The following is a 26,042-nucleotide window of genomic DNA, read 5'->3' on the forward strand; positions in this document are numbered from 1 at the left end:
ATGCAAATATTTTTTCATTTGGCATCTGCATTCTTTTCTTTCTTTTGTCTTACCATCCATTCCACGCCCTTATGGACTGCCAGCGCGATCACGATTCCCAGCACAAGTCCGGTCAGAACATCCGACGGAAAATGAACGAAGAGATACAGCCTGGAAAATGCAATGAGCGCCGCCAGAACGAGCGCCGCCGCTCCCCAGCGCCGGTTATAGAGAAAGATGCTCACAGCCGCCTCGAAGGAGGCCATGGTATGGCCGGAAGGGAAGGAAAAATCCCCCGGATTTTCGATCAGCAGCTGTACGGCAGGATCGATCCAGCACGGCCGGTCTCTCGCCACTAAATTCTTTAAGAGAATATTGCCGATCAGTAAACCGCCTGCCAGGGATAAAAGAACGCAGAATCCCATCTTCCTCGTCTTTTTAAAACAGAACAGCACAAGTCCCGTGAGAATCCAGAAAATTCCGCTGTCCCCCATATGGGTAATATTTTTCATCACCACATCCAGCCATGGCGTATGGATGGACTGCAGAAAATAAAGAATTCCAAACTCCGCTTCTATCATGATTTATAAGCTCCTTCCGGTAAGAATCTGTTTTTTTCGGTGTAATGGGTATTATAACAGTTGAAAAAATATTTGACAAGCGGCTTATTTGAGTTTAGGATAAACCGTAGTTAAACGAATGATACATAAAGGGAGGCAAAAGACATGAAATTCATCAAACAATTCAGTATCATCCTGATAATTTCCCTGATTGGGGAAGCGCTTCACTACTTTATTCCTCTGCCTGTTCCAGCCAGCATCTACGGGCTGCTTATTATGCTCGCGGGGCTTCAGACGAAGCTCATACCTCTGGACAGCGTCCAGGAAGCCAGTTACTTCTTAATCGACATAATGCCGCTGATGTTCATACCTGCCGCGGTGGGACTTCTCGATTCCTGGGGACTGCTCCGGCCGATCCTCATCCCTTTTCTGGTCATCACCATGGTCTCCACAGTGGTGGTTATGGTCGTCTCAGGGAAAATTACGCAGTTTTTTATAAGATCTGACAAAAAAAAGAAGGTACCGGAACATGAATGAGATGATAAAAGAGTTTTTGTTTTTTGGAGCAGCTGTAAGCATCATGGGATATGAACTGGGCCTCTTTCTCAAGGCAAAGTTCAGACTTCCGATTTTCAATCCACTGTTGATATCCATTATCGCAGTCATGATTTTTTTATCCGTTTTCCACATAGACTATGAAAGCTATAATGTAAGCGCCAGATACTTGAGCTATCTGCTGACTCCGGCCACCGTCTGTCTGGCCGTCCCGCTCTATCAGCAGCTAAGCCTGCTGAAAAAGCACGCCAGGGCCATTCTGGCGGGGACCGTGACCGGTGTTTTGACCACGATGGCGACGGTTCTGGTCCTTGCGCTCCTCTTCCAGCTGACTCACGAACAGTATGTCACCTTTCTTCCGAAGTCCATCACCACCGCCATCGGCATGGGCGTATCGGAGGAGATGGGCGGCATTGTCACAATCACTGTGGCCTGCATCATCATCACGGGAATCATCGGCAACATCATCGCTGAGACCGTCTGCCGTCTTTTCCACATCACAGAGCCGGTTGCAAAGGGGATCGCCATCGGTTCCGCCTCCCACGCCATCGGCACCACAAAAGCCATGGAAATGGGCGAGATCGAAGGAGCCATGAGCAGCCTCGCCATCGCCGTGTCCGGGCTTTGCACGGTGTTGTTTGCATCGGTGTTTGCGAATTTTATTTAACACTATTAATCTGAGCTTGAAAAAGATCAAAAAATGGGTACAGCGGAAAGTTCCACTGTACCCATTTATCTGCATCACTGCTGAACCCAAACTCCATTATAATCCACATATCTTCCATCCGGAGTCCAACGTCCCGCGTACATCACGCCGCTTCCGTCCATATAGTACCAGGCTCCGTTAATATACTGCCAGCCCGTCATCATGGCTCCGCTTCCATCCAGATAGTACCAGTCGCCGTTGATTCTCTGCCATCCGACCTGCATCACGCCGCTGGAATTCATGTAGTACCAGCGTCCGTTCACATACTGCCAGTCCGTCGTTCTCACGCCGCTTCCGTCCAGGTAATACCATGCCCCGTCGATCTGCTGCCATCCGGTGCGCATCTTGCCGTCAGGTCCCAGATAATAGTTATTGCCGTCGATCCGTTTCCAGCCTGTCGTCATATATCCGTCGCCGTCGAAATAATACCATGCGTTGTCTATCAGCTTCCAGCAGCTTCTCGGATATCCGCCGCCTGAATATGCGTACCACCAGCCTCTGGCGTTCTGCTGCCATGCTCCGTTGCCGCCGTAGTACCAGACCTCATCCTCGTCAATGTAGTAATCCTCCGAATAGTCGGACCACTCGCCTGCTCTGGAATTATAGCTTGCAATGGCGCGGACACGGAAGGTATAGGAACCCTCACGGTCCATATTGTTTGCGAAATTATAGCTGCTGTCTGTTGTCTTGACGGTTACAACCGATTTCTCATCGCGGTAAAGACGAACCTCGTATTCCTTCGAGCCTTCCAGCGGATCCCAGTAAGCCACGTTTCCGCCCCACTCCAGGTTCTGAACGCTGCTTAAGGTTCCGCCGATTCTCTTTAAATATACCTCCAGTTCCATCTGTGTCCCGTCGTCGTAGATTCTGGCCTTCTTATAGACGGCGCTGCATCCGTTTAACGTAAATCTGCTCTTCGATGTGGAGCTGAAACGGTATCCGCTCTTCGCCGTCAGTTCTACATGAACCAGAGGCCGGTCGCCGACTACCCAGACGTCGCCTTCGTTTGAATACTCTGCGTATTCAACGGTAAATGGCTGTCCATCCGGCGCCTTCACGTGAATTCGGCCGATCTCATTGCCGGACTTCGGTTCCTCCCCCGAGTACGAAAAGTCCAGCTTCACCGAATCAATCTTCGTATCTGCGGCCCATGCCGGCATGGCCAGCGCCATGATCAGGACCAGTGTCATAATAAAACCTAACCGCTTTCCTTTCATATCAAACCCTCCTCATAAAAATGCACCAGTTATTTTCTATCTTCATTATAGTAAAACAACCAATATCTTTCAATTTCTTTATCATTACGATATATTACATTTTTATGACAGACTTTTCCAGCTATTTTTTTAAATATGTAACCATTTTGTCTTTTTATGACTTTTCAGCGGTTTTTTTGTAACTTTAATCGTTTTTTTCAGTCTCTATCCCAATCCTCGTTAACCGGACAGCCCTTCCGGTAAGAGAGCCGGTCTTCCTCCGTAATCTCCCGCACCACTCTGCACGGCGTCCCGAATGCCACCGAATGGGAAGGAATATCGTGGGTTACCACGCTGCCGGCTCCGATCACCACGTCACTTCCAATCGTCACGCCGGGCAGAATAATCGTATTCGATCCGACCCATACATCGTCCCCAATGTGGATAGGCAGGGAAAACTGAGCGCCCTTGCGCCGGTACTCTCCCCAGACAGGATGTCCCGTGACCGTAAGCGTCACATTCGGTCCAAACATCACGTAGTTACCGATAAATACTTCACAGTCATCGACAACACACATATTAAAATTGGAATAAAAGTGATGACCGATATGCGTATTGCATCCGTACGAAAAAAAGGCGGGGGATTCAATCCAGATTTCCTCTCCCGCTTCCGCCAGGAGTTCGTCTAAAATCCTCCGTTTTTCCTTTCCATTCGACGGTCTTGTCTGATTATAATCGTAGACCAGTTCCTTACAATGCACGCGCTGGTATTCAATTTTCTTCTCATATGCCTTATTCTCTTCCATCTCATGGCCGAATTCGCAGTATAAACGGCCACTCTTCATCTTGCCTTCCAATGACATTATTTTGTACCTCCGGTTGCTTTTTCTTTTATTTTATCACAGTCATATATGGTTGTAAAACGATATGATACTCCATGGTGATCGGAACGCTGTTTGGAGAACTCATCAACATCGACCGCCAGCTGACCCGGGCCGGATACTATCTTCAGTCCAGACTCATCCGCGGTTCCTCGGACAGCACCTTTGCAGAGAGCTTCGTCAGCTGCACGATCTTCGTCTGCGTGGGAGCCATGGCAATCGTCGGCTCCCTCCAGAGCGGAATGTCCGGCAATCATGAAATACTCTATGCAAAGTCCTTAATCGATTTCGTGTCCACCATGGTCATGGCCGCCGGCGCCATTTCTTCCGGTTCTGCTCTGCCATTTCTTTTAATTTTACCCCATGACCAGCGTAAGCAGCCGGTCCAGGCCGCAGACCTTCTCCTCACGGAACAGATTCTCCAGGCGTTCCAGGTTTAGATCAGAGTGTTCCACCTCTCTTGAATAGCGGCGCGCGGCCTCAAAAAACACGTTCTTATCCAGTACGCCGCCCTGCTCTTTCCACAGGGCCTGCGCCGTCTCACGGATCAGGAGCGTACTCACCACGGCCAGCTTCATCTTCTCATAGGGTCGTTCATCGTATTCCGCACCACAGAACCAGGTAAACACAAAGTAGACCATCAGCTGCTCAGACCACCGCTCCCATGTCTCACGCCGCTCCTCCGATACCTCTAAGAATTCATAAAATTCCTGTCTCTGCTCCTCATACGCACTTTCCCCTGCTCCGTACAGAACAGTCCTGACCCGCCCGATATAATCCGGCCAGCCGGAATTTAACACCTCCAGCTCATCAAAGAAGCCGAACAGTTCTTTCATCCCGTCAAAACGGCTCTCTCCGTCAATCTGATACGCCAAAAGCCTGGAGGCAAGCTTCCCGACAGCCCCCTTCCTTCCGTAACGCTCCAGCAGGGAATCCGTCTCATACAGACGGCCATTCACGATTCTGCGCTGTAAGTCATGAGCCAGCCCCAGCACGATTCCCGTGCGCAGGTTCCAGTCCAGTTCCCGGTTTTGCAGCGTGGAAATGATGAAATCTCTGCAGTCCATGAGCTTGGTATAAAGAAAGAAATCAAAATAAGGGTAAGTCTCCTCCTTCTCCGTCTCTTTGCTTAGGAACCGCACCGGCTCCTCACAGTCCAGAATCAGCTTTGCCGCCTCCGGACACGACAGCGACAGAGATATCTCCCTCACCCCCTCAAACTCCTCGATATGCCTGGGATACGCCCGGCACGTCCGGCAGAGCATGGAAGGCCCTGCCTCTGAATAGATGTCGCAGAGATTATTTTCATCTAAAAATGCACAGCGCCCATCATACTGGCGGAACGCAGAATTCTCCCAGTCAATGGAATTCTTCAGCCGGCTGCCAAAGGGATCTCTTCTTTTCCTGTATTTTTTTAACGATGCGTCATCAATCATAATCTGCCAGCCGGCGCAGCACGTATCCGGACATTCGCCCGCTACACACTGAAACCGGCTGTAATAATGTGGTACTGTTATCTTCATTTCTCTTATCTCCTGTCACCTGATTATTCAGAACCCCCACCAGGTGCTCATAGTATAACTCATGAAAGGCTTTTTGTCACGGCCAGAATCATAAAGAGGACGCCGCTGATCCAGGAGAGGTCGCATTTACAGCGGGAAGCCAGCTTTCTTCCTAAAAAAAGGCCCGCATACATCATCACGATTCCCATGATGAGCGCCGTCCCCATCGTCAGTCCCACCGGTATTTCCAGAAATGCGGAGAGTGCCCCCGCGATCAGGCTGTCGATCGACATGGCGAAGGACAGAAACAGAACCTCCTTCCATGACAGCGACTGGGAATGGTCCCAGTCCGCCGCCATGGGATCTCCGTAGATATTGACAATGATACGAAGGCCGGAGAAAGAAAATGTGATTCCCTTATGCAGGCTTACATGCCTGTTAATGTATTTCTTAATGGTATAATCGAGAAGCTTTACCACGCCGAGAAGGAAAAGGCTGATAAAACACACCGTCCGGGTCATGCTCTCCGGAACCAGACCGTCCAGTAGACTTCCCGCCGCCAGCGCAATCCCCAGACAACCGCTGCAGACTGCATTCATGACAACGATTTTTTCCCATGTAATATGCACTTTATTTGCGCCATAGGCCATGCTGGCCACAAAGGTGTCCATGCAGAGGGCCAGGACTAAAACCAGGATATGAAACATAGTCATCTGTCTTTGCTTTTTCTAGTAATATATTCCGCTTAACCGGTTTTGGAAACCCTTCCTGCGTTTCTCTCCTTCCAAAAGCCATAGATTACGTAAATAAGTGTATAACAGGCCATAAATCCGGACACCAGCGGGGCGATGGTTCCGATACGGAACAGATTATCCGGCCAGCGGCTGTAGACCAACCAGATCAGAGGCATACGCAGAGCCAGGGCTCCGAAGCAGCAGCTGATCATGGTAAAAATGGTCTTCGACCTGCCATTTAAATAGCCGTTTAAACAGAACACGAAGCTGACTGCCAGATAGTCATAGCTGCACGATGTGAAAAACGGAATTCCCGCCGCTATGATATCCTGGTTATCTGAGAAAATCCCAATCATGGTCTGCGGAGACACCTGGGCCCACAGCCAGAACACTGCGGAAGCCGCCACCGCAAAGGCAAGCCCTGCCGCAAGGGAACGCTTTGCCCGCTCCGGCTTACCCGCCCCGTAATTCTGAGCGGTGATGGCCGCCAGCGCGCCTGCGATGGAGGTGGCGGGCAGCATGGCAAACACATCATACTTGCTTGCCACGCCCACGGCCGCCGCCGCATAGACGCCCAGCCGGTTCGTCACACTGGTCAGATAGAGGAAGGAGAGCCGCACCATGCATTCCTGCAGGGAGATGGGAATCCCCACCTTAGCCAGCTCCAGCGCCTTATCCTGGTCGATTTTTAAATTGGCAAACCGGAAGGTAAAGATAAACTGATTCCTGTTTAAGTACCAGATCGCACAGATCATACTGACCGCCTGGGATCCGATGGTGGCAATGGCGACTCCCGCCACCCCCATGCCGAGGATGCCTGTAAGCACCACGTCGCCTACGATGTTTAACACACAGGCCAGGGCGATAAACATCATGGGCCGTTTGGAGTCCCCGTATCCCCGCAGGATCGCGCTGATGGCGTTATAGCCGCAGATAAAGAGGATTCCGCAGCTGCATATGATCACATACAGCTTTGCCAGTTCAAACGACTCCTCAGGCGTTTTCAACAGCCTTAAAATAGCCGGAGTAAAAAAGAGCATCAGAACCGTCAGTACGACCGCCGCCGCCCCGAATATGGACAGCGTCGTCCCGATGGTCTTCTTCACCTCCTCCTTCGCATTCATCCCCGTATACTTTCCCACCATAATGGTTCCGCCGAGCGTAAGTCCCGTAATCATGCTGGTGATGATCTGTGTCACCTGCGTTCCCGTGGAAACCGCGGCGACGCTCTCCGGCGTACAGTATTTGCCGATCACAAGCAGATCCACGGCCCCATACAGCGCCTGAATCACATTTGCAATCACAAACGGAATAGAAAATTCCAGCAAAACCCGGAACACATTTCCTTCCGTCAGATTATTCTCCTGTTTCATCTTCCAGTTCCTCCCAGTCTCTGTAACATTAACAATGCTCTATTCTATTACATAAAATAGACCTTCCAGCAACTGGAAGGTCAAGTGATTTCTAAAAATTATTTAATTTTTCCAATTCTGGGATAGTAACGGAAGAGAACCTTTGCCAGTATCTTCTTCTCCGGCACATAGGGATCCGGCCAGTATCTCGCGTCTGCGGAGTAATTCCGGTTGTCTCCCAGCATCAGGTAACAGTCCTCCGGCACTTCAAAATGATAATCGTCGGAATCCATCGCCTCCCGCAAATACGGCTCGTCCTGCAGGGCTCCGTCAATGTACAACTGATTGTCCCTGATCTCCACCGTCTCTCCGGGAAGTCCGATGACCCGCTTCACCAGGCGTGTTTCCTCGCTGCCGGGCCCTGTCTCATGATCGAAAATAATGATATCTCCCCGCTCAGGATCTCCGCCGAGCTTATAGGCCAGCCTGGAACCGATTATCCGGTCTCCTGTCATGATCGTCGTTTCCATGGAACCGGAGGGCACCGTGCTGTTCGCTATAATGAAGGTGTTAAGGAAGAACGCGATCGCCGCAGCTGCAATGATGATCTTCACCCATTCAAATATTTCTTTTTTCAGGTCAAACGGCTCTTCCTGTTCCTGTAACTTTTCTTTTTTCTCTCTCATGTCTGCACATTTTCCTTTGCTGTTCTGTTTTTTATATTCTAACACAAAAAACTCAATCTGTTCATCTTTTTCGCAATTTAAGATAAAAATAATATAGACCTTCCATCAGCTGGGAGGTCAAATAATTATTCGATTTTATTTAATTAATCCGATTTTGGGCCAGTAACGGAAAAGAACCTTTGCCCGTATCTTCTTCTTCGGCACATAGGGATCCGGCCAGCTTCTTGCATCTGCGGAGTAGTTCCGGTTGTCCCCCAGCATCAGATAACAGCCCTGCGGCACTTCAAAATGATAGTCTTCTGAAACCATCGCCTCTTTTAAATACGGTTCATCGAGAACCACACCGTCGATAAATACCTGATTGTTCCTGATGTCCACAGTCTCTCCCGGCAAACCGATAACCCGCTTTAGTAAATGTGTCTCTTCATTTCCAGGTCCTGTCTCATGGTCGAAATTAACAATATCTCCCCTGGCGGGTTCACCGCCAAACTTATAGGCCAGCCTGGAGCCAATGATGCGGTCCCCTGTCATGATCGTCGTTTCCATAGAACCGGACGGCACCCAACTGTTGGCAATGATAAGGGTATTTAGACAGAACGCGATAACCGCCGCAGCTACAATAATCTTCACCCATTCAAAAATCTCTTTCTTTAAATTAAATGGTTCTTCCTGTTCCTGCGTTTTTTCTTTTTTCTCTTTCATACGTACATTTTCCTTTGCAGTTTTGTTAGTCTGGTACTAGTTTACCACAAAATTCCCTGTACGTTCAGTCTTTTCACATAAAATTAACATTTAATTTGGTATACACAAAATCAGCAGGTACTGACTCGTAAACTCACGCTTGCCTAACAAAGAAACAGCCGGAACGGTTTCCCGCTCCGGCTGCCTTTATCACTGACTACTTACATAACTTCTTAAATTCATCAGCAACGAACTGTACCTGAGTACCCACAATAACCTGTACATCCGTTTTACTCGGTCTGATTACGCCTGCAACTCCGGCAGATTTAATCTTTTTCTCATTAACCTGTGTGTAATCCTTGATTTCCAGTCTCAATCTGGTAATACAGTTATCAATGCTCTTAATATTTTCTTTTCCGCCAAGACCTTCCAGAATGATTGTTGCAATCTGGGTATAATCATTATTAGCGAGAGTTACTTTTGTCTCGTCCAAATCATCATCATCTTCACGACCAGGTGTCTTTAAGTTAAACTTTGTAATCACAATGCGGAATACTAAGTAATAAACAATACCGACAACTACTGCGATTGGAAGAATCATCCATGGATTCTCTGCCATTGGGGTAAAGGAGCTTAAAATCCAGTCAATTGCACCGCCGGAGAAGGAGAAACCTGCTCTGACAGGAAGTGCAACGGTAATGGCCGCTGTAACACCGGCTAACAGTGCATGAACTACGTATAAACCAGGAGCCAGGAACATGAATGCGAATTCGATTGGCTCTGTTACACCTGTCAGGAAAGAACAGAATGCTGCGGATGCAAGAAGACCAAATACCATTTTCTTCTTGCCTGGTTTTGCTGTGTGGTACATAGCCAGACATGCTGCCGGAAGACCAACCATCATGAATGGGAAGAAACCTGTCATGTACATTCCGGTCTGTCCGTAAACACCGGTGTTGCCCCAGAAATTACCCAGGTCGTTGATACCGGCAACGTCAAACCAGAATACGGAGTTAAGTGCATGGTGTAAGCCAACAGGGATCAGCAGACGATTGAAGAAGGTATAAATACCGGTTCCAATTGCGCCAAGGCTTAAGATGCTTTCGCCAAGCTTTACCAATAAGCCGTATAACATCGGCCAGATAATGAACAGGATACCGCATGCGATAATGGAAACAAATGTCGTTACGATAGCAACCGCACGTTTTCCGCTGAAGAATGCCAGCGCATCCGGAAGCTTTGTGCTCTTAAACTTGTTGTAGCAGGTTGAACCGATAACACCCGCTAAGATACCGATAAACTGATTGTTAATCTTTCCAAAAGCCGGATCTGCTTCCGCGCCGGTTAATGTGGAGACTACGCCGCTGCTTAAAATGTTCTGGAATAACAGCATGGCTACCAGGGCGGACAGCGCTGCCGCACCGTCGTTGTCATCAGCCATTCCAATACCAACGCCGATTGCGAACAGCCAGGCCATGTTATCAATTATGGCGCCGCCAACCTTGATAAAGAAGAATCCAAGAGTATACAGGAAACCACTCGTCGCATAACCATTCAGTTCTGCAACCGCCGCTCCGGCCATAACTCCTGGGGCAAGGATGTAACCAATACCCATCAAGATACCACATACCGGAAGTACCGCTACCGGCAGCATCAATGACTTGCCCAATTTCTGTAAATACTTCATCATAATAAAGAAACCCCTTTCTTTTTTGTCCTAACGGACATTATTTATCTGATCCTGTGCCCATCACAGGTTCAAATCATATCTGGTCCAGCACCTCTAAAAGCGCTTTCTCCGCCTCTTCCTCATCGGTTCCCTCGAACCGGAAACGAAGCATCTCTCCTTCTCTGATCTCGAGACTCATCAGAGCCAGAAGATTCTTTCCATCTACCGTTTCCCCTTCCGCGGCAATGTCAATCCGGCATTCGTATTCTCTCGCTTTCATGAACAGCCGTGAAGCCGGCCTTGCGTGAAAGCCCATGGGGTCTTTCACTTCATATAAGAACTCCCTCATAGATCTCCAGCCCTATAATTCGATAATCGGATCCAGTTCCTTAACCTGCATGCCGGTATGGCATACCATATCCGGATAATTCGGCGTGTTGCATACGATGATTGGTGTGATCACATCGTAGCCAGCTTCCTTGATCGCGTAGATGTCAAACTCCACAAGGAGCTCTCCCGCATTGACATGCTCGCCCTGCTTCTTATAGGAGGTATAGTGCTCTCCCTTTAAATTTACGGTATCAAGGCCCACATGGACGATGATCTCAGCGCCTCCGTCAGTCGTTACGCTGACTGCGTGCTTTGTCTCAAACATAACGGTCAGAACACCGCTGGCCGGAGCCACGATTCTTCCCTTTTCCGGAATGATGGCAACACCCTTTCCGAGTATTTCCTGACTGAAGGTCGGGTCACTGACCTCGCTTAACGGTACCGCCTTTCCTTCTACCGGCGCAAGGATCTTCTCTCTCTCCTTCTCGCCTCCTGAAAACATCTTTTTTAATGAACTAAACATGTTTCCTCAATCTCCTTTCTTCTCCTTACATTCTTATTCTCTTAATATGGACAGCCAGATATGCCGTTTCTTCCTCGGTCACATCATGGTGGTAGGTCACCTGGATATAATCCTTCAGCTTCAGACTGCACGCGTATTCTTCCGGATACATCTGACTGATCAGCTGGTTGAATTCCGGATTATCGCTGTTTAGCATCTCACCTCCGATAATCCGCTGAGCCAGGAAACGAAGATGCGTGACAAAACGCTGGTAATTCAGCGAAGTTTCATCTAAATCCATGGAAAAATATTCTTTCACGATTTTTACAACATTCTGAATTAAGGTTGTAATATCAATCGTGTCCCGCATGGCTGTATTATATTCCGCATTTACTATATGAAGCGCGATAAATCCCGCCTCGTCCACCGGAAGTGTAATTCCAATCCTTCGCTCAATCAGGGCCACGGCGTACTCGCCGATTAAGTACTCTTCCTTGTAGAACGTCTTGATCTCGTTTAACAGCGGATTGGTAAACATCATCTTCTCTTTAAATCGTTCGATGGCAAAATTAATATGATCTGTCAGTGTAATATAGATGCTTTGGTTCAATCGCCGGTTCAACACGCTTTTCGCATAATTGATGATCTCCGTGGATGCCTGAATGTGCTCCAGAGGCAGATTCGCCAACAGCTCTTTAAACTTATCCGTGCTGTTCTGGCTGTCTAGCCGGAAGACCTTCTCGATCTTTCCCTCTGGAATCTCTTTCCCGGGCTTCATTCCAAACCCCAGTCCCCGGCCCATGATAACGACTTCTTTTCCATCCGCTTCTATGGCACTGACAATGTTATTGTTGATAATCTTGTCAATTTTCATACTTCACCTACAAATAAAAAAACCAATTTTGCCAGCGAAAATAAAATTATATTTTCATTGATCAAAATTGGTTTTGCCTGCTTACCAGTAACAATCCATCTCGTATTAACTTAATTCATACTATACCAGAACTCTAGGAAAAAGTCAACAAATTATTTAGACATTTTTTATACTTATTTAATAATTCCTGATTTTTTATTGTTTTTCTCGAATTCCATACGTAATTTTTCAATGGATTTCTTCTCGATCCGGCTGACATAGGACCTGGATATTCCTAACATATCAGCGATCTCCCGCTGGGTGTGCTCCTTTCCTCCGTATAGTCCGTACCGCATGCCGATCACCTTTTTTTCCGTGTCTCTGAGACAGTGGTCAAACGCATCGTACAGTTCCTTGATGTCCTGGCTCAGGATGATGGTCTCCAGAGCCTCCTTGTTCTCCATCTCTATGACATCCACCAGGCTGACGGTCTCACCATCCTTGTCTACTCCGATGGGCTCAAATAAAGACACCTCTTTTGAATATTTTTTATTAGCACGAAGGAGCATGAGGATTTCATTTTCCACACACTTCGCGGCGTAGGTGGCGAGTCTTGACCCCCTGTCCGTGTGAAACGTATTGACGGCCTTGATCAGACCGATGGTTCCGACAGACAGGAGGTCCTCCATATCATAATCCGTATTCTGATACTTCTTGGCCACATGCGCTACCAGACGCATATTCCGCTCGATGAGTGTGGCTCTCGCCTCCTGATCCCCTTCCTGGTATCGTTCCAGACACTCTCGTTCCTCTCGCGCAGTTAAAGGTTTGGGAAAAGTTTTCAAAGAAAGCCGCCTTAAAACTTACTTACTCTCATTTTATGCCGTCTTTCCTTTTAAAGTGCTTTTACAAAAAATATAGGCTTATACTTCTTTTTATTTTCCCTCGTTTTTACCTTTTTCGCGTCTCTTCCCACCTCATATAGCCGAAACAGATGACGATGGACACGAAGGAAGCCATCGGCGCGGCAAGTCCCATGGGAAATAAGCTGTCCCCTGCGATCAGGCTGAAGCCGTAGGTCGCCGGAATCCGGACAAGAAAGGTCGCGATCATGCTGTGGATAAACGGGACCAGCGCGTTGCTCCTGCCGCTGAAATACGAGTTGATGCAGAACACGAAGCTGACCAGGATGCAGTCATAGGAGTACGACCGGAGGTACTGGGCCGCCGCCAGTATGACGGCCTCGTCCCTGGAGAACACCGCCGTGACCAGCGGCGCAGAAAACTGGACGAAAATACAGACTGCGATCCCAAAGATCAGGGAAAAGCCGATCCCGTACCAGAGCGCCCGCTTCGCCCGCTCCGGCTTCTTCGCCCCGATGTTCTGCGCAGTCACCGTGGTCACCGCCGATGCGATAGCGCTTGGTGGCAGCATGGCAAAAGAGATGATCTTCTCCACGACTCCCACGGCGGCAGACGCGGTCAGTCCCATGGTGTTGATGATCGTTGTGATAATCAGGAATGAGACGTTGACCAGCGCGTCCTGCAGGGCAAGTGGAAATCCTACCTTGAGGATGGCGGCGGCCGGTTTCCTGCGGAGTCTTAAGTGACGCCGTCCAAAGGGGAAGGAAAATCCTTTTTTGTACATATATGCCAGGGCCGCCAGGAAGCTGACTGCCTGAGCGATGACCGTGGCGAGAGCCGCTCCGGCAGCCCCCATGCCCATCCAGCCGGTGAACAGGAAATCGCCGATGACATTGACGATGCAGGCCAGGCCGATGAAGATTACCGGAGTCCGTGAATCTCCGATCCCGCGGAAAATTCCGCTGACGCCGTTATATCCGGTGATAAACGGAAGTCCGCAGGAACAGATGAAGATATAGCTGCGCGCCGCACTGACCGCCTCCAGCGGGGTTTTCATCAGGGCTACAGCCCCATTAACGGCAATCAGCATCAGCGGGGTTAAGACAAGGGCCATCAGGCCGAATAAGACGGCGACACAGCCCACAGCCTCCGCCGCGCCTTCCTCGTTCTTCTCTCCGATCTTCTGACCGATCAGTACAGTCCCGCCCATGGATATTCCCAGGATGATCCAGGTGACTGTCTGCATCACCTGGCTGCCGATCGCCACGGCGGATACGGACGCGGAAGTCGAAAACTGTCCCACGACAAATAAATCGACGGCTCCATATAACGCCTGAAGAAAGTTTGAGATGAGAAATGGAACGGCAAAGCGCAGAAGCGCCGGGGCCAGTTTTCCCTCTGTCAGTGTGTTTTGAGTGGTTGAATTCATATAAAGGTACCTCCTGAGCTTTCTTTACTACGTAAAAAAGCCGGATAAAATATCAGGATTTCCACCTGACATCTTATCCGGCATATAAAATTCAAACGATTTATATCCCTCCGATGAACCACTAATATTTTATCAAATATCTTCGGTTTGTCAATACTTTGCCTCGTTTTTTGTCTTTTCTTTTGTCTTACTTTGTCTCCGCTAAAACGCAGAGTCTTAGTGGTGGAACAGACGGATCCCCGTAAATGCCATCGCCATGCCGTATTTGTCACACGTCTCAATCACCTGATCGTCACGGACAGATCCGCCTGGCTGAGCCACATACTTCACGCCGCTCTTATACGCCCGGTCAATGTTGTCACCGAAGGGGAAGAACGCATCGGAGCCGAGGGCCACATCTGTCATCTGGTCCAGCCACGCTCTCTTCTCCTCTTTTGTAAATACCTCTGGTTTTTCCTTGAAAATACTCTCCCATCTGCCGTCTGCAAGCACATCCATATAGTCCTCGCCGATGTAGACATCAATCGCATTGTCGCGGTCCGCGCGGCGGATGTTGTCGACAAAGGACAGATTTAAGACCTTCGGGCACTGACGCAGGAACCAGTTATCCGCCTTGTTTCCTGCCAGTCTCGTACAGTGAACGCGGGACTGCTGTCCTGCGCCGATGCCGATGGCCTGGCCGCCCTTTGCGAAGCAGACAGAGTTGGACTGGGTATATTTTAAGGTGATCAGGGAGATAATCAGATCAATCTTCGCGGAATCCGGAATCTCTTTATTGGAAGTCACAACTTCCTTTAACAGTTCCTCATTGATCTTCAGTTCGTTTCTTCCCTGCTCAAATACAATGCCGTACACTGACTTGCGCTCGATCGGCTCCGGTCTGTACGCGGGATCGATAGCGATGACATTGTAATTGCCGTTCTTCTTGGACTTTAAGATCTCCAGTGCCTCCGGCTCATATCCAGGAGCGATGACGCCGTCGGAGACTTCCCGCTTGATGATCCTGGCCGTATCCGCATCGCAGACGTCGGACAGGGAGATGAAATCACCGAAGGAAGACATGCGGTCCGCGCCTCTCGCTCTGGCATAGGCGCTGGCTAAGGGCGAAAGCTCTCCCATATCGTCCACCCAGTAAATCTTTCTTAATGTCTCGTCCAGCGGAAGGCCCACGGCCGCTCCCGCCGGAGACACATGCTTAAAGGAAGCCGCGGCCGGAAGTCCTGTCGCCTCTTTCAGTTCTTTTACCAGCTGCCATCCGTTGAAGGCATCCATGAAATTAATATAGCCCGGACGGCCGCTCAGCACCTCGATCGGCAGATCTCCGTTCTTCACGAAGATTCTGGATGGTTTCTGATTTGGGTTGCAGCCATACTTCAGTTCTAATTCGTTCATCGCTTTTTCTCCTTTTGCATAAAGAATTACTGGTTTTTATTCACAATGCGTGTCTCATACGCACCTGTGGCAATCGTAATATACCGTACAAACAGGGATACCTTGTTGTCCTCGTTTAAATTCTCCCACAGCAGGCTGGTGAACGCGTCGATGTCGTCCATGGTTTCCACCCGTTTGGGCTCGCCTTCAAAGCTTGGAAGCGGATTGCCGTCATGCATATACGTATGGATGAAATGGCCCTCTCCGGCAGCAGGATTCTCGTAGGCAAATGTATAGCGGCAGCAGGAATCAGGATTTCCGTCGCTGCTCTTTAAGATGGACATGGCATAATTATAATGGCCCTTTTCCTGGACATCGCATTCCGTACAGCCCTTCACATGCATAATTCCAGATATCCGGGGCGTATAGTTGGGGCTGTCCGGCTCAAACTCACGGCTTCTTAAGGACTGTTCGAATGTCATCTGCTTATCCATGCCCTCATAGATTGTATCTGTCTGGTCTCCGTTGGTTACGATCGTCTTGTTCCCAAGAACACGGACAGGTGCGTAGATGATCAGGCTGGGATCGGTAAGCTTCGCCGGATCGAATGCCTGGGTACGGATTCCCTCCCCGTCCTCCACGAATACGCGGTTGCGGCTGTTCTCGCTTCTTCCCATAATAAAGTAAGCGGCCACCGCCTTTGTTCCATCCGGTGTCTTTCCGATGATAATCCCTCTTCCTGGATAGGAATTGCCTTTCAAATCGTCCTTCAGTGAAATCATGTTCATCTTCTTTCCTCCTAAATAGTGGTATCGTCCGAAATTCCTATTACACAAAAAACCGCCTGGATACCCCAAAAGCGGTGCCCAGGCGGTCGGCTTCTTATCGAACGTGCTCCCCGTGGTATCTCTCCACTTATCCGCCAGTCGCACGTCACTCTGTCACATATCATATAATATTCCGGTCTGAAATGCAAGTATTTTTTCCCGTACTTCCTACTCGTTCCGGATTGCCGCAAGCGGGCTTAGCTTCATGGCTCTCAGCGAAGGGAAGAAGCCCGCCGCCATACCGACGAATATGGCAAATCCCACTGCCGATACCGAAAGCCACGGTGGAATTCTGGATAAATCTCCTTCTATGCCCACCAGAAACTGGCCGGATAAAAACTTATTGGCAATAAAGGAGATTCCATAGCTTAAGACAATTCCGATCACACCTCCCATGAAACCGATAAAACCGGATTCCAGCAGGAACATGTTCCTGATATTGCCCATGTCGCATCCGAGGACCTTGATAATACCGATCTCCTTCGTACGCTCATAGATCGACATCATCATGGTATTGGCAATACCGATGGCCGCTACGAACAGGGACACGGCGCCGATGCCGCCCAGCACGGCCTGCACCATGTTGGACTGCTTCTGGGACTGTTCCAGCCAGTCCATGTTGCTGTTGGCCTGGAATCCCATATCGTTGATGATCTTCTGCACCTCGGTGACATTCTTCATATCATCCACTTCCACCACCGCCTGCTCGTAGACGAAGTAATTAAAGGGCTTCCCCTTCTTATTCGTCGGCTGGTTTGGAATCGGTTTCTTCTTAAATACCTGCTTTAGCTGGGATTTCAGCATGTCGATGTCCACATACACACTGTAGCTGTAGTTGTTCCAGTCCTCCAGTCCGCCTTCCACCAGGCCCGAGGTCGGCAGCAAATACTTCTTGGGAGCCTTGACCGGAGTTCCTCCCTCCGTCGTGCTTCCGTTCTGGCTCTGATAATAGGCATCCGTATCAAAAATCACGAAAATCGGCTTATTCATGAAGTCGATATCCGGGACGTCGTCTCCGCTCATGCCGTACCGGTTGCTCCTGGACTTCGGATTATAAAACTGTCTGGGCACCATGTTGCCGACCACCATCTGAAGCTCATTGCCGCTGGTATCCGGCACAGTCCCCTCCTTTAAGGGGATCTTTTCCATATATTCCTTTGTCACACCGGTAAGGTTGACATTCGCCTGGTAGACGCCCTGACGCATGATAACGTACGTCGACAGGATCGGGGAGACTGTGGTCACGTGGTCCAGCCTTCGAAACTGGTCCATGACCTCATCTGTCATATACTTCGGATCCTTTCCGTCATCGGAACCTCCCCACATGGCGTCAGAATAGATGGATATCTCCGTCAGGCTGCCGTAGGAGGCAATCTGCTCCATGGTGAGTTCATTTAAACCGATACCCAAAGAGACCATGACCACGATGGAGGCTGTACCGATTACAACCCCCAGAACGGTCAGGAATGTCCTGAGCTTTCTCCGTCTTAAATTGTTCACACTCATGGAAAGCAAATCACTAAATCTCATCGTCTATTTCCTCTTCCTCTGCTGCCTTCTTCTTTTTCCGTCTCTTAACAAGGATAATGCCTGCTGCGGTACCGGCCACAAGCACTGCGATTACCGCTGGAATTATGAACTTCTGGTATTTCTTAATGCCCGTTGGTTCTGCGTCCGCCGGAAACGTGCCCATATCATCCGTCATATCGAAATCCTGATCCAACGCCTCCGTTACCATGAGCGTCATCTCTTTTTCGATCGGATCGCTGACTACTCCGTTCTCATCCTCGTAGGTGATCATAATCTTGATCTTGCCGTCATCCGCAGTGGGGGCGATGCCGGACAGCATGGCGTCCACGCTGCCGGATTCTCCCGGCTTGATATTGCCCACATAGGCGTCTGTCTTCTGGACAGAATCGCCTAAGAAGGTGACCATCACATTATAAAGAAGGACTTTGCCTGTGTTGTTGATCTGGAACATGACATTGGATTCAGCCCCAACAGAGATGGAGTCCGGCATGATATCGATGGTACCGGTGTTAAGCCGCGCCATCTGCTTCACCGGAATGTCCACCGTTACTTTCTCCTCGGCGTTCTTGAATTCCGGGCTGTCGTATTTCTCATTAATCGTAATGGCGTAGGTCCTCTGATCCACCCAGGCTCCTGCCTTCATGCGGATCTTAAGTTCTGTGCTCTGTCCTGCCGCCAGGGAATTCACCACGATGGAGGAGGAACCGGAGTCTGTGGTAAATACCGCGCTGTCCGTCACCTTCTCAGATTCCAGGGTAAATAAGATGTTGCTGGCAGCCACATTCTCGGATGCATTCTTCATGCGGAGAATCAGGTCAAAATCATCGCCTGCGTAAACCACCTCCGGAATCGTCTGGAATCCGTCGACGATCAGTCTGGCCTTCGTTCTGTCGTTGGCGTTAAACTCTCCCGTCTCCTCTTCCTTGTCCTTGTTCTGAACGTGTACGTAGAAGATGGATTCCGCTTTCTGAATATCGCCCTCGGTGCTGTCTCGGTATTCGATCGTAAAGGTGATCGGATAGTAACCGGTGTACGACTCCTTGCGGATAGCCATACTGTAGGATACCTCCTGGCTCTCACCGCCTCCGACCCGGTCAAAATGTCTCACGTAGTTTCCGTCATTGATGTTAAAGGGGAATTTGGTGCTGTCTTCGCTTAATCCCATGCGAACGTTGACATCAAATGCCGTAATATTCGATGCGTTGCGTAAGTTTACGGTAAAATTCATCACATCCGGATACTGGCCGGATGGGGTGGACTGGTTTTCACCCAGTTCAAAACGGATCGATCCATCGTCGTCTCCCGATTCCGTGGTCCCGCTGGACTTTGTGATCCAGACATTGATGTGGTCGGTCGTGGCGTCGCTGCCGTTGGCCTTGACGATGATCGGTACGGAATAGTAGCCCTCGGCGATATCTCTTCTGACCCTGGCAGATAAGGAAACGGTTCTGGTAGCGCCTGCTTTTACAGAGCCGATCACCTTGGCATCAAAGATGCTGGAGGTAATCTCAAATGGGAACACGGAACCATTATACTTGGTGTCCTCATCCGGATCTTCCGCCGCGTCGTATTCGCTGTCCACTGCGCTGTCGTCAAACCGCACGGACACTCCCTGTAAATCCTCGCTTCCCTTGCTGTTGTCGAATATCATGCTGATGGTCATATTCTGACCGGTTTTTCCGGTCGGAGTCTTCTTGACATCGAGATACTTATTCTTCTGTATCCCGTACTGCGCCCCCATCGACTGAAGCGGCACAGCCCCCAGTACTACCAGTACTGCAAGCAGCCCTGCCAGTACCCTATTACCTCTCTTCTTCATTCTCTGTATCCTCCTCGGTATCATCATGGTGTTGTTCTTCGATCTTGAAGATCTTGCCGTCTACAATATGTAACTGCCGGTCGGCAAAGCCGGCAATATAATTATCATGGGTTACCATGACAAGCGTCTGATTCTGCTCCCGCACAATCTTTCTCATCAGCCCCAGAATCTCCTTCGTCGTCTTCGAATCCAGATTACCGGTAGGCTCATCCGCGAATATGATCTGCGGATCCACGGCCAGGGCCCTGGCGATTCCCACACGCTGCTGCTGTCCGCCGGACATCTCGTTGGCCATGTGCTTCATCTGCTTCTCCAGGCCGACCAGCTTAATATACTTCACCGCCGTCTCGTTCCGCTTCTTTCTCGGGACTCCCCGGAAAGAGAGCGGCAGCGCCACATTCTCCACGGCGTTCATCGTCTGAAGCAGATTATAGGACTGAAAGATAAAGCCCACATGCTTCCGCCGGAAGGCGACCAGCTGGTTCTCCGTCAGCTTCTCAATATGCTTCCCGGCAATGGTAATCTCCCCCTTCGAGGGCTTCTCCAATCCGGCCATCATGTTCAGAAGAGTAGACTTTCCGGAACCGGAGGGACCGACAATCGCACAAAATTCCCCTTTATATATCGTAAAGTCGACCCCTCCCAGGGCATAGACCCTGGTGTCGCCGACTTTATATACTTTGTAGAGATTTTTCACCTGAATCATAGGTATCTTCTTACTCTTCTCTTCCCTGTTTTCTTCCGCCAAAGCAGATACCTCCTCGCTATGAGCACTTAGCGCCCTTCTTTTCTCATACTGCCATTATACAACAGGTTTTCCATCCGGTCTTCCTTAATTTTCTTAAAGTTCCTTAAATATTCCTTACAGGCACTTTTTTTGCAAAAAACTATGGAAATATTTTATAAGATACTATATAATGGGGAAAGGATTTTAAGACATTGGATAAAGGAGATTCTTATGAGACATTTATTAAACCCATTAGACTTTAGTGTGGAAGAAACCGGTCAGCTGCTCGATCTTGCAGACAATATTGAACATCACCTTTCGGAATATTCCCACGTATGTGACGGAAAAAAATTAGCGACATTATTTTATGAGCCAAGTACAAGAACTCGTTTGAGTTTTGAAGCAGCCATGTTGAATTTAGGTGGCAGCGTACTCGGCTTTTCTTCTGCCGATTCCAGCTCGGCAGCAAAAGGCGAGAGCGTGGCTGATACGATCCGCGTCATTTCCTGCTACGCCGATATCTGCGCCATGAGACATCCGAAGGAGGGCGCTCCGTTAGTTGCCGCCACCCATTCCGGAATTCCGGTCATCAACGCCGGTGACGGCGGCCATCAGCACCCGACCCAGACACTCACGGACTTGCTGTCAATCCGTTCCTTAAAAGGCCGTCTTCATGACTTAACCATCGGCCTCTGCGGCGATTTAAAGTTCGGCCGCACCGTTCACTCCCTGATCAACGCCCTGGTTCGCTATGAGAACATCAAGTTCGTCCTCATTTCCCCGCCTGAGCTGCGTGTACCGGAATACATCAGGGAAGACGTTTTAAAAGCGAACAACATCGAATTTGTGGAAATGGACAGCTTAGACGAGGCCATGCCTTCTCTCGACATTCTCTACATGACCCGCGTACAGAAGGAACGTTTCTTCAACGAGGAAGACTACATTCGTTTGAAAGACTGCTACATTCTCGATAAGAACAAGATGAAGCTTGCCAAGGAAGACATGTACGTTCTTCACCCGCTTCCCAGGGTCAACGAAATCTCCGTAGAAGTAGACAACGACCCGAGAGCCGCCTACTTTAAACAGGCCCAGTACGGCGTATACGTGCGCATGGCCCTTATTATGACATTACTGGAGGTAGAAAAACCATGTTAAATATCAGCGGATTAAACGAAGGCATCGTATTAGACCATATTCAGGCCGGCAAGAGCCTGGACATCTACTATAACCTGGGACTGGACAAGTTAGACTGCCAGGTAGCGATTATCAAGAACGCAAGAAGCAACAAGATGGGACGCAAGGACATCATTAAGATCGAGGGCGGTCTGGACCACATCGATCTCGACATTCTCGGCTACATCGATCACAACATCACGGTCAATATTATCCGCGACAATCAGATTGCGGAAAAGAGGACCTTAAAGCTTCCGAAAAAGATCACCAATGTGATCCACTGCAAGAACCCGCGCTGCATCACCTCCATCGAACAGGAACTGCCGCATATCTTCTATCTTGCGGATTCGGAGACCGAGACCTACCGCTGCATGTACTGCGAGGAAAAGTACTCCAAATAAAAGTAAAAGAATCATGACAGGGGAATTGGCACCGTCATGATTCTTTTTTACTTTCTGAAAACCTGTTATTTCTTATCTGCTCAGCTTTTTATTCAGTTCCTTCGTCTCGGCCAGCCGCACCATGAACATTCCCACATAGATAATCACATAAATGACAAGGAATGCGGGCAGCATCACTCTGGCGCTGGAAATCCAGCTGGCGGAATAGTTAAGAAACGTTCCAACCGTCACGGCCAGGGCAAAGCAGAGGCAGAAATGGATGATGGTGCGGATCAGCAGATTGCCAAAATCCATACACATGATATGGGAAATAACCGCAAACAGTGCGGACGCCGCCAGCCATACGAGAACCTGTTTAAGCGTTCCATCCATGCCGTTCATGACGGCCATGGACACCGTACACACAACGGCTCCGATTCCAATTCCTGTAAACAGATACGTTAAAAATCCTTCCAATCGTTTCATAATTACCTTCCCTCCATAATATATTTTCTAAAATCTTTCATATAGTTTCTGGAAATGAGCAGCTTTGTCTTTCCATCTTTTAAAAATGCGGTGTAGTTCCCGCTGAACTCCACCTCCACAAAAGCGACCATTGCTGCGTTGATCACGGTACTTTTGCTGATCTGAATAAATCCCCTGTGGTGAAGCTGCCGGGCCAGCTCATAAAGCCTTCCTTTCGCCTCATAGACTCCGGATTCCAGATATGCGCTGACTTTTCCGCCTTCCGTGAGAAAATAACTGATCTCCTCCGGCCTGAAAAAGTATTCCTTCTCTTCCGCATACAGCGGTATCTGGGAAATGCCTCCCGCGCCGCCTAAAAGCTCCAGCAGCTGCCTGACTTCCTCGCTTCCGCTTCGTCCGCGTATGATGACCTCCGGCTCTTCCATGTCTCCCGGTTCGATGATAATTTTCATATTCTTCCTCCCTTCTGATGTCATTGTATACCACCTCTTCGGATTTGTCTCAGCAAACACGGTGAGTGGTATTTTTTCGCCTGTAAGATGCGTTTTTCTATTACTGATTAAAGAGTCCGGCTCGCCGGACTCTCGCGCCGGAGCGCGGTCGCTTCAGCGGCCATATTTCCTAAGCGCGGAGTGCGCCGCCCCCGGAGGGTTTTTGTTTCATAGGACAAACTTTCCTATGAAACAAAAAAATGCAGCTGGCCGGAGCCTGTCCCAGCCAACTGTATGGATTATGTATTCTCTTTTGTATATCCTGCCTTCCAGAATTGAAGGATCAGGGTCGCCGCGCCGCTGACGGCCAGAAAGCCGTAAAAACTGATTCCCCTGCTCAGCATCATCATGGGAAATACATTGCCTGCCGCCACCACGCCGCTGTATAAAAGCATGAAGCTGCCCTCCGATGCGCCGACTGATCCCGGCAGCGGAACCGCAGTTACCGCCAGGCTTAGAATAGCCTGAACCGCCAGAAACTCAAACGGCCCCACATCTCCGATCCCAAGAGCCATACAGGCAAAATACGGAATCATAAACAGCGCCGTCAGCCTCAGTGCCGTCAAAAGTACCACTTTCACGAAGACCAGCGGATACTTGCGGAAGCATTCGCCGCCTCTGCTGTACTCGTCAATCAGGTGCTCCGCCTTCCGCTCCATCTTCTTTCTGTCCTTAATGATTCTCAGTTTCACCGCAATCGTAATGCCAATCATTGCAAGGCGCTCCACCAGCGCCCTCTTTAGAATCACCAGCAGGATGCCTAGGGAACAGATTCCGTTCACTGCAATGCCGAATATGAGCAGCCACTTGATCAGACGGCCCTGGCTCTGCACATACGGATACTTCACGATTACCATGACCACGCCGTACACCAGAACCATCAGCTGGTATACCGCGGCCAGCGTAAGGAGGGAAAAGGAACTCTGGGCAAAGCCGAATCCATCCCGCGTCATATAGTAAAGCTGCATGGGCTGTCCCCCGGTTGCAGACGGGGTGATTGCGCTGAAATAAAAATCGGCGAACGAATACCCGGCCGACCGCAGAAACGGAACTTTCGTCTGAAACGCCCCCATCAGGGTCCTGATGCTTTCCGCCTCACAGATCAGATAGACGGCCATACAGGCCACGCCAAGCCCCACAAATCTCCAGTCTGCCCTGGAAAAAACTTCGTACAGCGCCTCCGGCGAATGGTCCTTGAACAGAATATAAAATGTCATCCAGGACAGCACCGCCAAAACCGCCAGACAGATCAGCATCTGCCTCTTATGCATTCTCTTTTGTTTCAATATTGTCACAACCTTCCAGGTTTTACTGAGTGCTATTATAAACCTTAAATATTAAAATCCTGTGAAATAAAAAAAGCCTTCTGCCGCATGGACCTGCAAAAAAACGGAATGCAGGCCCGCATGGCAGAGGGCTTTTTCATTCATATTTTGAGTAAGACGATAAGCCGGGTTATGTCGTTGAATGGCCATCTATCTAGGCCTGCCGTCGCCGGCAGGCTCAAGCAACCTACCCGAAAGCAGGCGGGCCGCCTTATGCTCTCTGTTCGGTCTTGCTTCGAATGGGGTTTACATGGACCCCTCCTGTTACCAGGAGAGCGGTGGTCTCTTACACCACCTTTCCACCCTTACACCGGCATGCCGGTGCGGTATATTTCTGTTGCACTTTCCCTGGAGTCGCCTCCGCCAGACGTTATCTGGCATCCTGCCCTGTGAAGCCCGGACTTTCCTCATCTGCAGCCTTTCGGCATTACAGCTGCGGCCATTTGTCTTACTCAAAACGTTGTTAGTTTACCATAGATTTGGGATTTTGTAAAGACCAGTTCTCTATATCGTTATCAAACCGCACAAAAGCATCATAACCGGGATCGTCACGATAGAGCCTGCCGTGGCCAGGCCGAATATTTCTGAGGCGTAACCGGAATTCCGGTGGAATTTCAGGGCGAAAAGTGTGCCGGTGGTGGCAGTTGGGCAGGATGTGGCCAGAACAACTACTGTCGTGACCATATCATCGAGCCGGAAAGCCTTCAGCACCAGAAGGACCGCGACCGGTATGACGAGCAGACGGATCGCACAGATGTAATAGATCTGTACCTTCATAAGCAGGGCGCGGATATCGCTTCCTGCGATGGAGACACCGGCTACCAGCATGGCTAGCGGCGTATTCATATCGGCAATCGCTGTAAGCGGCTCCAGAATGACCGCGGGAAACCGGATGCGCGCAAGGTAACAGAACAGCCCCACTGCCACTGCCACGATGCAGGGCGATCGAAGGGCCGTCAAAAATGATTTAAAATCCTGTTTCCCGGTCATCAGGATGACTCCGTGGGTCCATACCAGAACGTTGAACACCGTTATGTAGGCGGTCGCATAGAAAACGCCGTCGGCTCCGAAAAGTGCGCTCACCAATGGAATCCCCATGAAACCGCAGTTGGAGTAGATCGAGGATATCCGTTCGACCTCCCAGTCCGTTCTTCCTTTTTTCACCAGAAAGGACGCGATCGCGATGGCCACTGCGTGGCTGACCGCCGCCATAAAGAACGCGGCCAGCAGTCCGTTTAGCTTCTCCGGATCGAAGGCCTGCTGATAGGATGTAAAAATAAGCAGCGGCGACACCAATAGAAGGAGAATATCCGAAAGCTTCTCATTGGTGTGTCCGCTTATCAGACCAATCCGGTAACAAATCATCCCAATAAGCGCCATGACAAACATGACGCTTATCTTTTCCGCAGTAATAACAGCCAGTTCCACGTTTACT

General features: G+C 49.6%; 28 protein-coding genes, 1 other RNA gene and 1 riboswitch. Of the genes, 5 read left to right on the forward strand and 24 right to left on the reverse strand.

Annotation, left to right across the window (positions count from 1 at the left end; translation table 11 throughout):
- Positions 1-14 precede the first annotated feature (14 nt).
- Positions 15-560: a phosphatase PAP2 family protein gene (locus tag DFR60_RS18375; RefSeq protein ID WP_110324210.1), complete on the reverse strand. Its 546-nt coding sequence runs from the start codon at positions 558-560 to the stop codon at positions 15-17.
- A gap of 144 nt (positions 561-704) precedes the next feature.
- On the opposite strand from DFR60_RS18375, the gene DFR60_RS18380 reads away from it, so the two are divergent.
- Positions 705-1,076, forward strand: a complete 372-nt coding sequence (locus DFR60_RS18380) for a CidA/LrgA family protein (protein ID WP_002603885.1) — start codon at positions 705-707, stop codon at positions 1,074-1,076.
- Positions 1,069-1,761: an LrgB family protein gene (locus tag DFR60_RS18385; RefSeq protein ID WP_002603884.1), complete on the forward strand. Its 693-nt coding sequence runs from the start codon at positions 1,069-1,071 to the stop codon at positions 1,759-1,761. The genes DFR60_RS18380 and DFR60_RS18385 overlap by 8 nt, the downstream gene beginning before the upstream one ends.
- A gap of 74 nt (positions 1,762-1,835) precedes the next feature.
- On the opposite strand, the gene DFR60_RS18390 is transcribed toward DFR60_RS18385, so the two are convergent.
- Both DFR60_RS18390 and DFR60_RS18395 read right to left on the reverse strand, forming a co-directional pair.
- On the reverse strand, positions 1,836-3,017 hold the full coding sequence (locus DFR60_RS18390) for a cell wall-binding repeat-containing protein (RefSeq protein WP_110324211.1): 1,182 nt from the start codon (positions 3,015-3,017) through the stop codon (positions 1,836-1,838).
- 197 nt (positions 3,018-3,214) lie between these two features.
- On the reverse strand, positions 3,215-3,859 hold the full coding sequence (locus DFR60_RS18395) for a sugar O-acetyltransferase (RefSeq protein WP_110324212.1): 645 nt from the start codon (positions 3,857-3,859) through the stop codon (positions 3,215-3,217).
- A gap of 74 nt (positions 3,860-3,933) precedes the next feature.
- Between DFR60_RS18395 and DFR60_RS18400 the strand changes: the two genes are divergently transcribed.
- A complete protein-coding gene (locus tag DFR60_RS18400) occupies positions 3,934-4,317 on the forward strand; it encodes a DUF554 family protein (protein ID WP_110324213.1) in 384 nt (127 codons plus the stop codon).
- Here the strand turns inward: DFR60_RS18400 and fliB are convergent.
- The 16 genes from fliB to DFR60_RS18480 form a co-directional block, all read right to left on the reverse strand.
- Entirely contained in the window at positions 4,234-5,400 is a 1,167-nt protein-coding gene (gene fliB, locus DFR60_RS18405; RefSeq protein WP_110324214.1) for a flagellin lysine-N-methylase, read from the reverse strand. The genes DFR60_RS18400 and fliB overlap by 84 nt on opposite strands.
- Before the next feature lie 59 nt (positions 5,401-5,459).
- On the reverse strand, positions 5,460-6,086 hold the full coding sequence (locus DFR60_RS18410; RefSeq protein WP_110324215.1) for a manganese efflux pump MntP: 627 nt from the start codon (positions 6,084-6,086) through the stop codon (positions 5,460-5,462).
- A 38-nt stretch (positions 6,087-6,124) separates the two neighbouring features.
- A complete protein-coding gene (locus DFR60_RS18415) occupies positions 6,125-7,486 on the reverse strand; it encodes an MATE family efflux transporter (RefSeq protein WP_110324216.1) in 1,362 nt (453 codons plus the stop codon).
- A 98-nt stretch (positions 7,487-7,584) separates the two neighbouring features.
- Complete coding sequence (gene lepB, locus DFR60_RS18420) at positions 7,585-8,151, reverse strand: signal peptidase I (RefSeq protein WP_110324217.1); 567 nt, start codon at positions 8,149-8,151, stop codon at positions 7,585-7,587.
- A 135-nt stretch (positions 8,152-8,286) separates the two neighbouring features.
- Positions 8,287-8,853 carry a signal peptidase I gene (gene lepB / locus DFR60_RS18425; protein ID WP_110324218.1) on the reverse strand — a complete coding sequence of 189 codons (567 nt, stop codon included), beginning with the start codon at positions 8,851-8,853 and terminating at the stop codon, positions 8,287-8,289.
- A 196-nt stretch (positions 8,854-9,049) separates the two neighbouring features.
- Complete coding sequence (gene nagE, locus DFR60_RS18430; RefSeq protein ID WP_110324219.1) at positions 9,050-10,522, reverse strand: N-acetylglucosamine-specific PTS transporter subunit IIBC; 1,473 nt, start codon at positions 10,520-10,522, stop codon at positions 9,050-9,052.
- Between the two features lie 73 nt (positions 10,523-10,595).
- Positions 10,596-10,850, reverse strand: coding sequence for an HPr family phosphocarrier protein (locus DFR60_RS18435; RefSeq protein ID WP_110324220.1), 255 nt, complete (start codon positions 10,848-10,850; stop codon positions 10,596-10,598).
- Between the two features lie 12 nt (positions 10,851-10,862).
- Entirely contained in the window at positions 10,863-11,354 is a 492-nt protein-coding gene (locus tag DFR60_RS18440; RefSeq protein WP_110324221.1) for a PTS sugar transporter subunit IIA, read from the reverse strand.
- Between the two features lie 25 nt (positions 11,355-11,379).
- Positions 11,380-12,207, reverse strand: a complete 828-nt coding sequence (gene licT, locus DFR60_RS18445; RefSeq protein ID WP_110324222.1) for a BglG family transcription antiterminator LicT — start codon at positions 12,205-12,207, stop codon at positions 11,380-11,382.
- A 173-nt stretch (positions 12,208-12,380) separates the two neighbouring features.
- Entirely contained in the window at positions 12,381-13,031 is a 651-nt protein-coding gene (sigK, locus tag DFR60_RS18450) for an RNA polymerase sporulation sigma factor SigK (RefSeq protein WP_002603873.1), read from the reverse strand.
- A gap of 106 nt (positions 13,032-13,137) precedes the next feature.
- Positions 13,138-14,478 (reverse strand): MATE family efflux transporter, encoded by a 1,341-nt coding sequence (locus DFR60_RS18455; RefSeq protein ID WP_110324223.1) that lies wholly within the window; start codon positions 14,476-14,478, stop codon positions 13,138-13,140.
- Between the two features lie 216 nt (positions 14,479-14,694).
- On the reverse strand, positions 14,695-15,870 hold the full coding sequence (locus DFR60_RS18460; protein WP_110324224.1) for a phosphoribosylaminoimidazolecarboxamide formyltransferase: 1,176 nt from the start codon (positions 15,868-15,870) through the stop codon (positions 14,695-14,697).
- A gap of 26 nt (positions 15,871-15,896) precedes the next feature.
- Entirely contained in the window at positions 15,897-16,637 is a 741-nt protein-coding gene (locus DFR60_RS18465; protein WP_110324225.1) for an IMP cyclohydrolase, read from the reverse strand.
- A 69-nt stretch (positions 16,638-16,706) separates the two neighbouring features.
- Positions 16,707-16,789: riboswitch (ZMP/ZTP riboswitch) on the reverse strand.
- A 55-nt stretch (positions 16,790-16,844) separates the two neighbouring features.
- Positions 16,845-18,206: an ABC transporter permease gene (locus DFR60_RS18470; protein ID WP_002603869.1), complete on the reverse strand. Its 1,362-nt coding sequence runs from the start codon at positions 18,204-18,206 to the stop codon at positions 16,845-16,847.
- Complete coding sequence (locus tag DFR60_RS18475; protein ID WP_110324226.1) at positions 18,196-20,025, reverse strand: COG1361 S-layer family protein; 1,830 nt, start codon at positions 20,023-20,025, stop codon at positions 18,196-18,198. Before DFR60_RS18475 ends, DFR60_RS18470 begins: the two co-directional genes overlap by 11 nt.
- Positions 20,009-20,731, reverse strand: a complete 723-nt coding sequence (locus tag DFR60_RS18480) for an ABC transporter ATP-binding protein (protein ID WP_432764121.1) — start codon at positions 20,729-20,731, stop codon at positions 20,009-20,011. Before DFR60_RS18480 ends, DFR60_RS18475 begins: the two co-directional genes overlap by 17 nt.
- Positions 20,732-20,983: 252 nt before the next feature.
- Here DFR60_RS18480 and pyrB point away from each other — a divergent pair, with 252 nt between their 5' ends.
- Entirely contained in the window at positions 20,984-21,907 is a 924-nt protein-coding gene (gene pyrB, locus DFR60_RS18485) for an aspartate carbamoyltransferase (RefSeq protein WP_002603866.1), read from the forward strand.
- Positions 21,901-22,326, forward strand: coding sequence for an aspartate carbamoyltransferase regulatory subunit (locus DFR60_RS18490; protein WP_110324228.1), 426 nt, complete (start codon positions 21,901-21,903; stop codon positions 22,324-22,326). Before pyrB ends, DFR60_RS18490 begins: the two co-directional genes overlap by 7 nt.
- Before the next feature lie 72 nt (positions 22,327-22,398).
- Here DFR60_RS18490 and DFR60_RS18495 read toward each other — a convergent pair whose 3' ends face one another.
- The 5 genes from DFR60_RS18495 to DFR60_RS18515 form a co-directional block, all read right to left on the reverse strand.
- Entirely contained in the window at positions 22,399-22,791 is a 393-nt protein-coding gene (locus tag DFR60_RS18495) for a DUF3021 family protein (protein ID WP_110324229.1), read from the reverse strand.
- 2 nt (positions 22,792-22,793) lie between these two features.
- Complete coding sequence (locus DFR60_RS18500; protein ID WP_110324352.1) at positions 22,794-23,243, reverse strand: LytTR family DNA-binding domain-containing protein; 450 nt, start codon at positions 23,241-23,243, stop codon at positions 22,794-22,796.
- Between the two features lie 278 nt (positions 23,244-23,521).
- Complete coding sequence (locus DFR60_RS18505) at positions 23,522-24,577, reverse strand: lysylphosphatidylglycerol synthase transmembrane domain-containing protein (protein WP_243005116.1); 1,056 nt, start codon at positions 24,575-24,577, stop codon at positions 23,522-23,524.
- Between the two features lie 135 nt (positions 24,578-24,712).
- An RNA gene (rnpB, locus tag DFR60_RS18510) (RNase P RNA component class A) lies at positions 24,713-25,062 on the reverse strand.
- A 49-nt stretch (positions 25,063-25,111) separates the two neighbouring features.
- Positions 25,112-26,035 (reverse strand): AEC family transporter, encoded by a 924-nt coding sequence (locus tag DFR60_RS18515; RefSeq protein ID WP_110324231.1) that lies wholly within the window; start codon positions 26,033-26,035, stop codon positions 25,112-25,114.
- Positions 26,036-26,042 lie beyond the last annotated feature (7 nt).

The organism is Hungatella effluvii, from assembly GCF_003201875.1.
Taxonomy (GTDB): domain Bacteria; phylum Bacillota; class Clostridia; order Lachnospirales; family Lachnospiraceae; genus Hungatella; species Hungatella effluvii.

What these genes read in the sequence shown, in the direction of transcription:
- DFR60_RS18375 (WP_110324210.1), bottom strand. Translation starts at nt 560, where the DNA reads ATGATAGAAGCGGAGTTTGGAATTCTTTATTTTCTGCAGTCCATCCAT.
- DFR60_RS18380 (WP_002603885.1), top strand. Translation starts at nt 705, where the DNA reads ATGAAATTCATCAAACAATTCAGTATCATCCTGATAATTTCCCTGATT.
- DFR60_RS18385 (WP_002603884.1), top strand. Translation starts at nt 1,069, where the DNA reads ATGAATGAGATGATAAAAGAGTTTTTGTTTTTTGGAGCAGCTGTAAGC.
- DFR60_RS18390 (WP_110324211.1), bottom strand. Translation starts at nt 3,017, where the DNA reads ATGAAAGGAAAGCGGTTAGGTTTTATTATGACACTGGTCCTGATCATG.
- DFR60_RS18395 (WP_110324212.1), bottom strand. Translation starts at nt 3,859, where the DNA reads ATGTCATTGGAAGGCAAGATGAAGAGTGGCCGTTTATACTGCGAATTC.
- DFR60_RS18400 (WP_110324213.1), top strand. Translation starts at nt 3,934, where the DNA reads ATGGTGATCGGAACGCTGTTTGGAGAACTCATCAACATCGACCGCCAG.
- fliB (WP_110324214.1), bottom strand. Translation starts at nt 5,400, where the DNA reads ATGAAGATAACAGTACCACATTATTACAGCCGGTTTCAGTGTGTAGCG.
- DFR60_RS18410 (WP_110324215.1), bottom strand. Translation starts at nt 6,086, where the DNA reads ATGTTTCATATCCTGGTTTTAGTCCTGGCCCTCTGCATGGACACCTTT.
- DFR60_RS18415 (WP_110324216.1), bottom strand. Translation starts at nt 7,486, where the DNA reads ATGAAACAGGAGAATAATCTGACGGAAGGAAATGTGTTCCGGGTTTTG.
- lepB (WP_110324217.1), bottom strand. Translation starts at nt 8,151, where the DNA reads ATGAGAGAGAAAAAAGAAAAGTTACAGGAACAGGAAGAGCCGTTTGAC.
- lepB (WP_110324218.1), bottom strand. Translation starts at nt 8,853, where the DNA reads ATGAAAGAGAAAAAAGAAAAAACGCAGGAACAGGAAGAACCATTTAAT.
- nagE (WP_110324219.1), bottom strand. Translation starts at nt 10,522, where the DNA reads ATGATGAAGTATTTACAGAAATTGGGCAAGTCATTGATGCTGCCGGTA.
- DFR60_RS18435 (WP_110324220.1), bottom strand. Translation starts at nt 10,850, where the DNA reads ATGAGGGAGTTCTTATATGAAGTGAAAGACCCCATGGGCTTTCACGCA.
- DFR60_RS18440 (WP_110324221.1), bottom strand. Translation starts at nt 11,354, where the DNA reads ATGTTTAGTTCATTAAAAAAGATGTTTTCAGGAGGCGAGAAGGAGAGA.
- licT (WP_110324222.1), bottom strand. Translation starts at nt 12,207, where the DNA reads ATGAAAATTGACAAGATTATCAACAATAACATTGTCAGTGCCATAGAA.
- DFR60_RS18455 (WP_110324223.1), bottom strand. Translation starts at nt 14,478, where the DNA reads ATGAATTCAACCACTCAAAACACACTGACAGAGGGAAAACTGGCCCCG.
- DFR60_RS18460 (WP_110324224.1), bottom strand. Translation starts at nt 15,870, where the DNA reads ATGAACGAATTAGAACTGAAGTATGGCTGCAACCCAAATCAGAAACCA.
- DFR60_RS18465 (WP_110324225.1), bottom strand. Translation starts at nt 16,637, where the DNA reads ATGAACATGATTTCACTGAAGGACGATTTGAAAGGCAATTCCTATCCA.
- DFR60_RS18470 (WP_002603869.1), bottom strand. Translation starts at nt 18,206, where the DNA reads ATGAGATTTAGTGATTTGCTTTCCATGAGTGTGAACAATTTAAGACGG.
- DFR60_RS18475 (WP_110324226.1), bottom strand. Translation starts at nt 20,025, where the DNA reads ATGAAGAAGAGAGGTAATAGGGTACTGGCAGGGCTGCTTGCAGTACTG.
- DFR60_RS18480 (WP_432764121.1), bottom strand. Translation starts at nt 20,731, where the DNA reads ATGATTCAGGTGAAAAATCTCTACAAAGTATATAAAGTCGGCGACACC.
- pyrB (WP_002603866.1), top strand. Translation starts at nt 20,984, where the DNA reads ATGAGACATTTATTAAACCCATTAGACTTTAGTGTGGAAGAAACCGGT.
- DFR60_RS18490 (WP_110324228.1), top strand. Translation starts at nt 21,901, where the DNA reads ATGTTAAATATCAGCGGATTAAACGAAGGCATCGTATTAGACCATATT.
- DFR60_RS18495 (WP_110324229.1), bottom strand. Translation starts at nt 22,791, where the DNA reads ATGAAACGATTGGAAGGATTTTTAACGTATCTGTTTACAGGAATTGGA.
- DFR60_RS18500 (WP_110324352.1), bottom strand. Translation starts at nt 23,243, where the DNA reads ATGAAAATTATCATCGAACCGGGAGACATGGAAGAGCCGGAGGTCATC.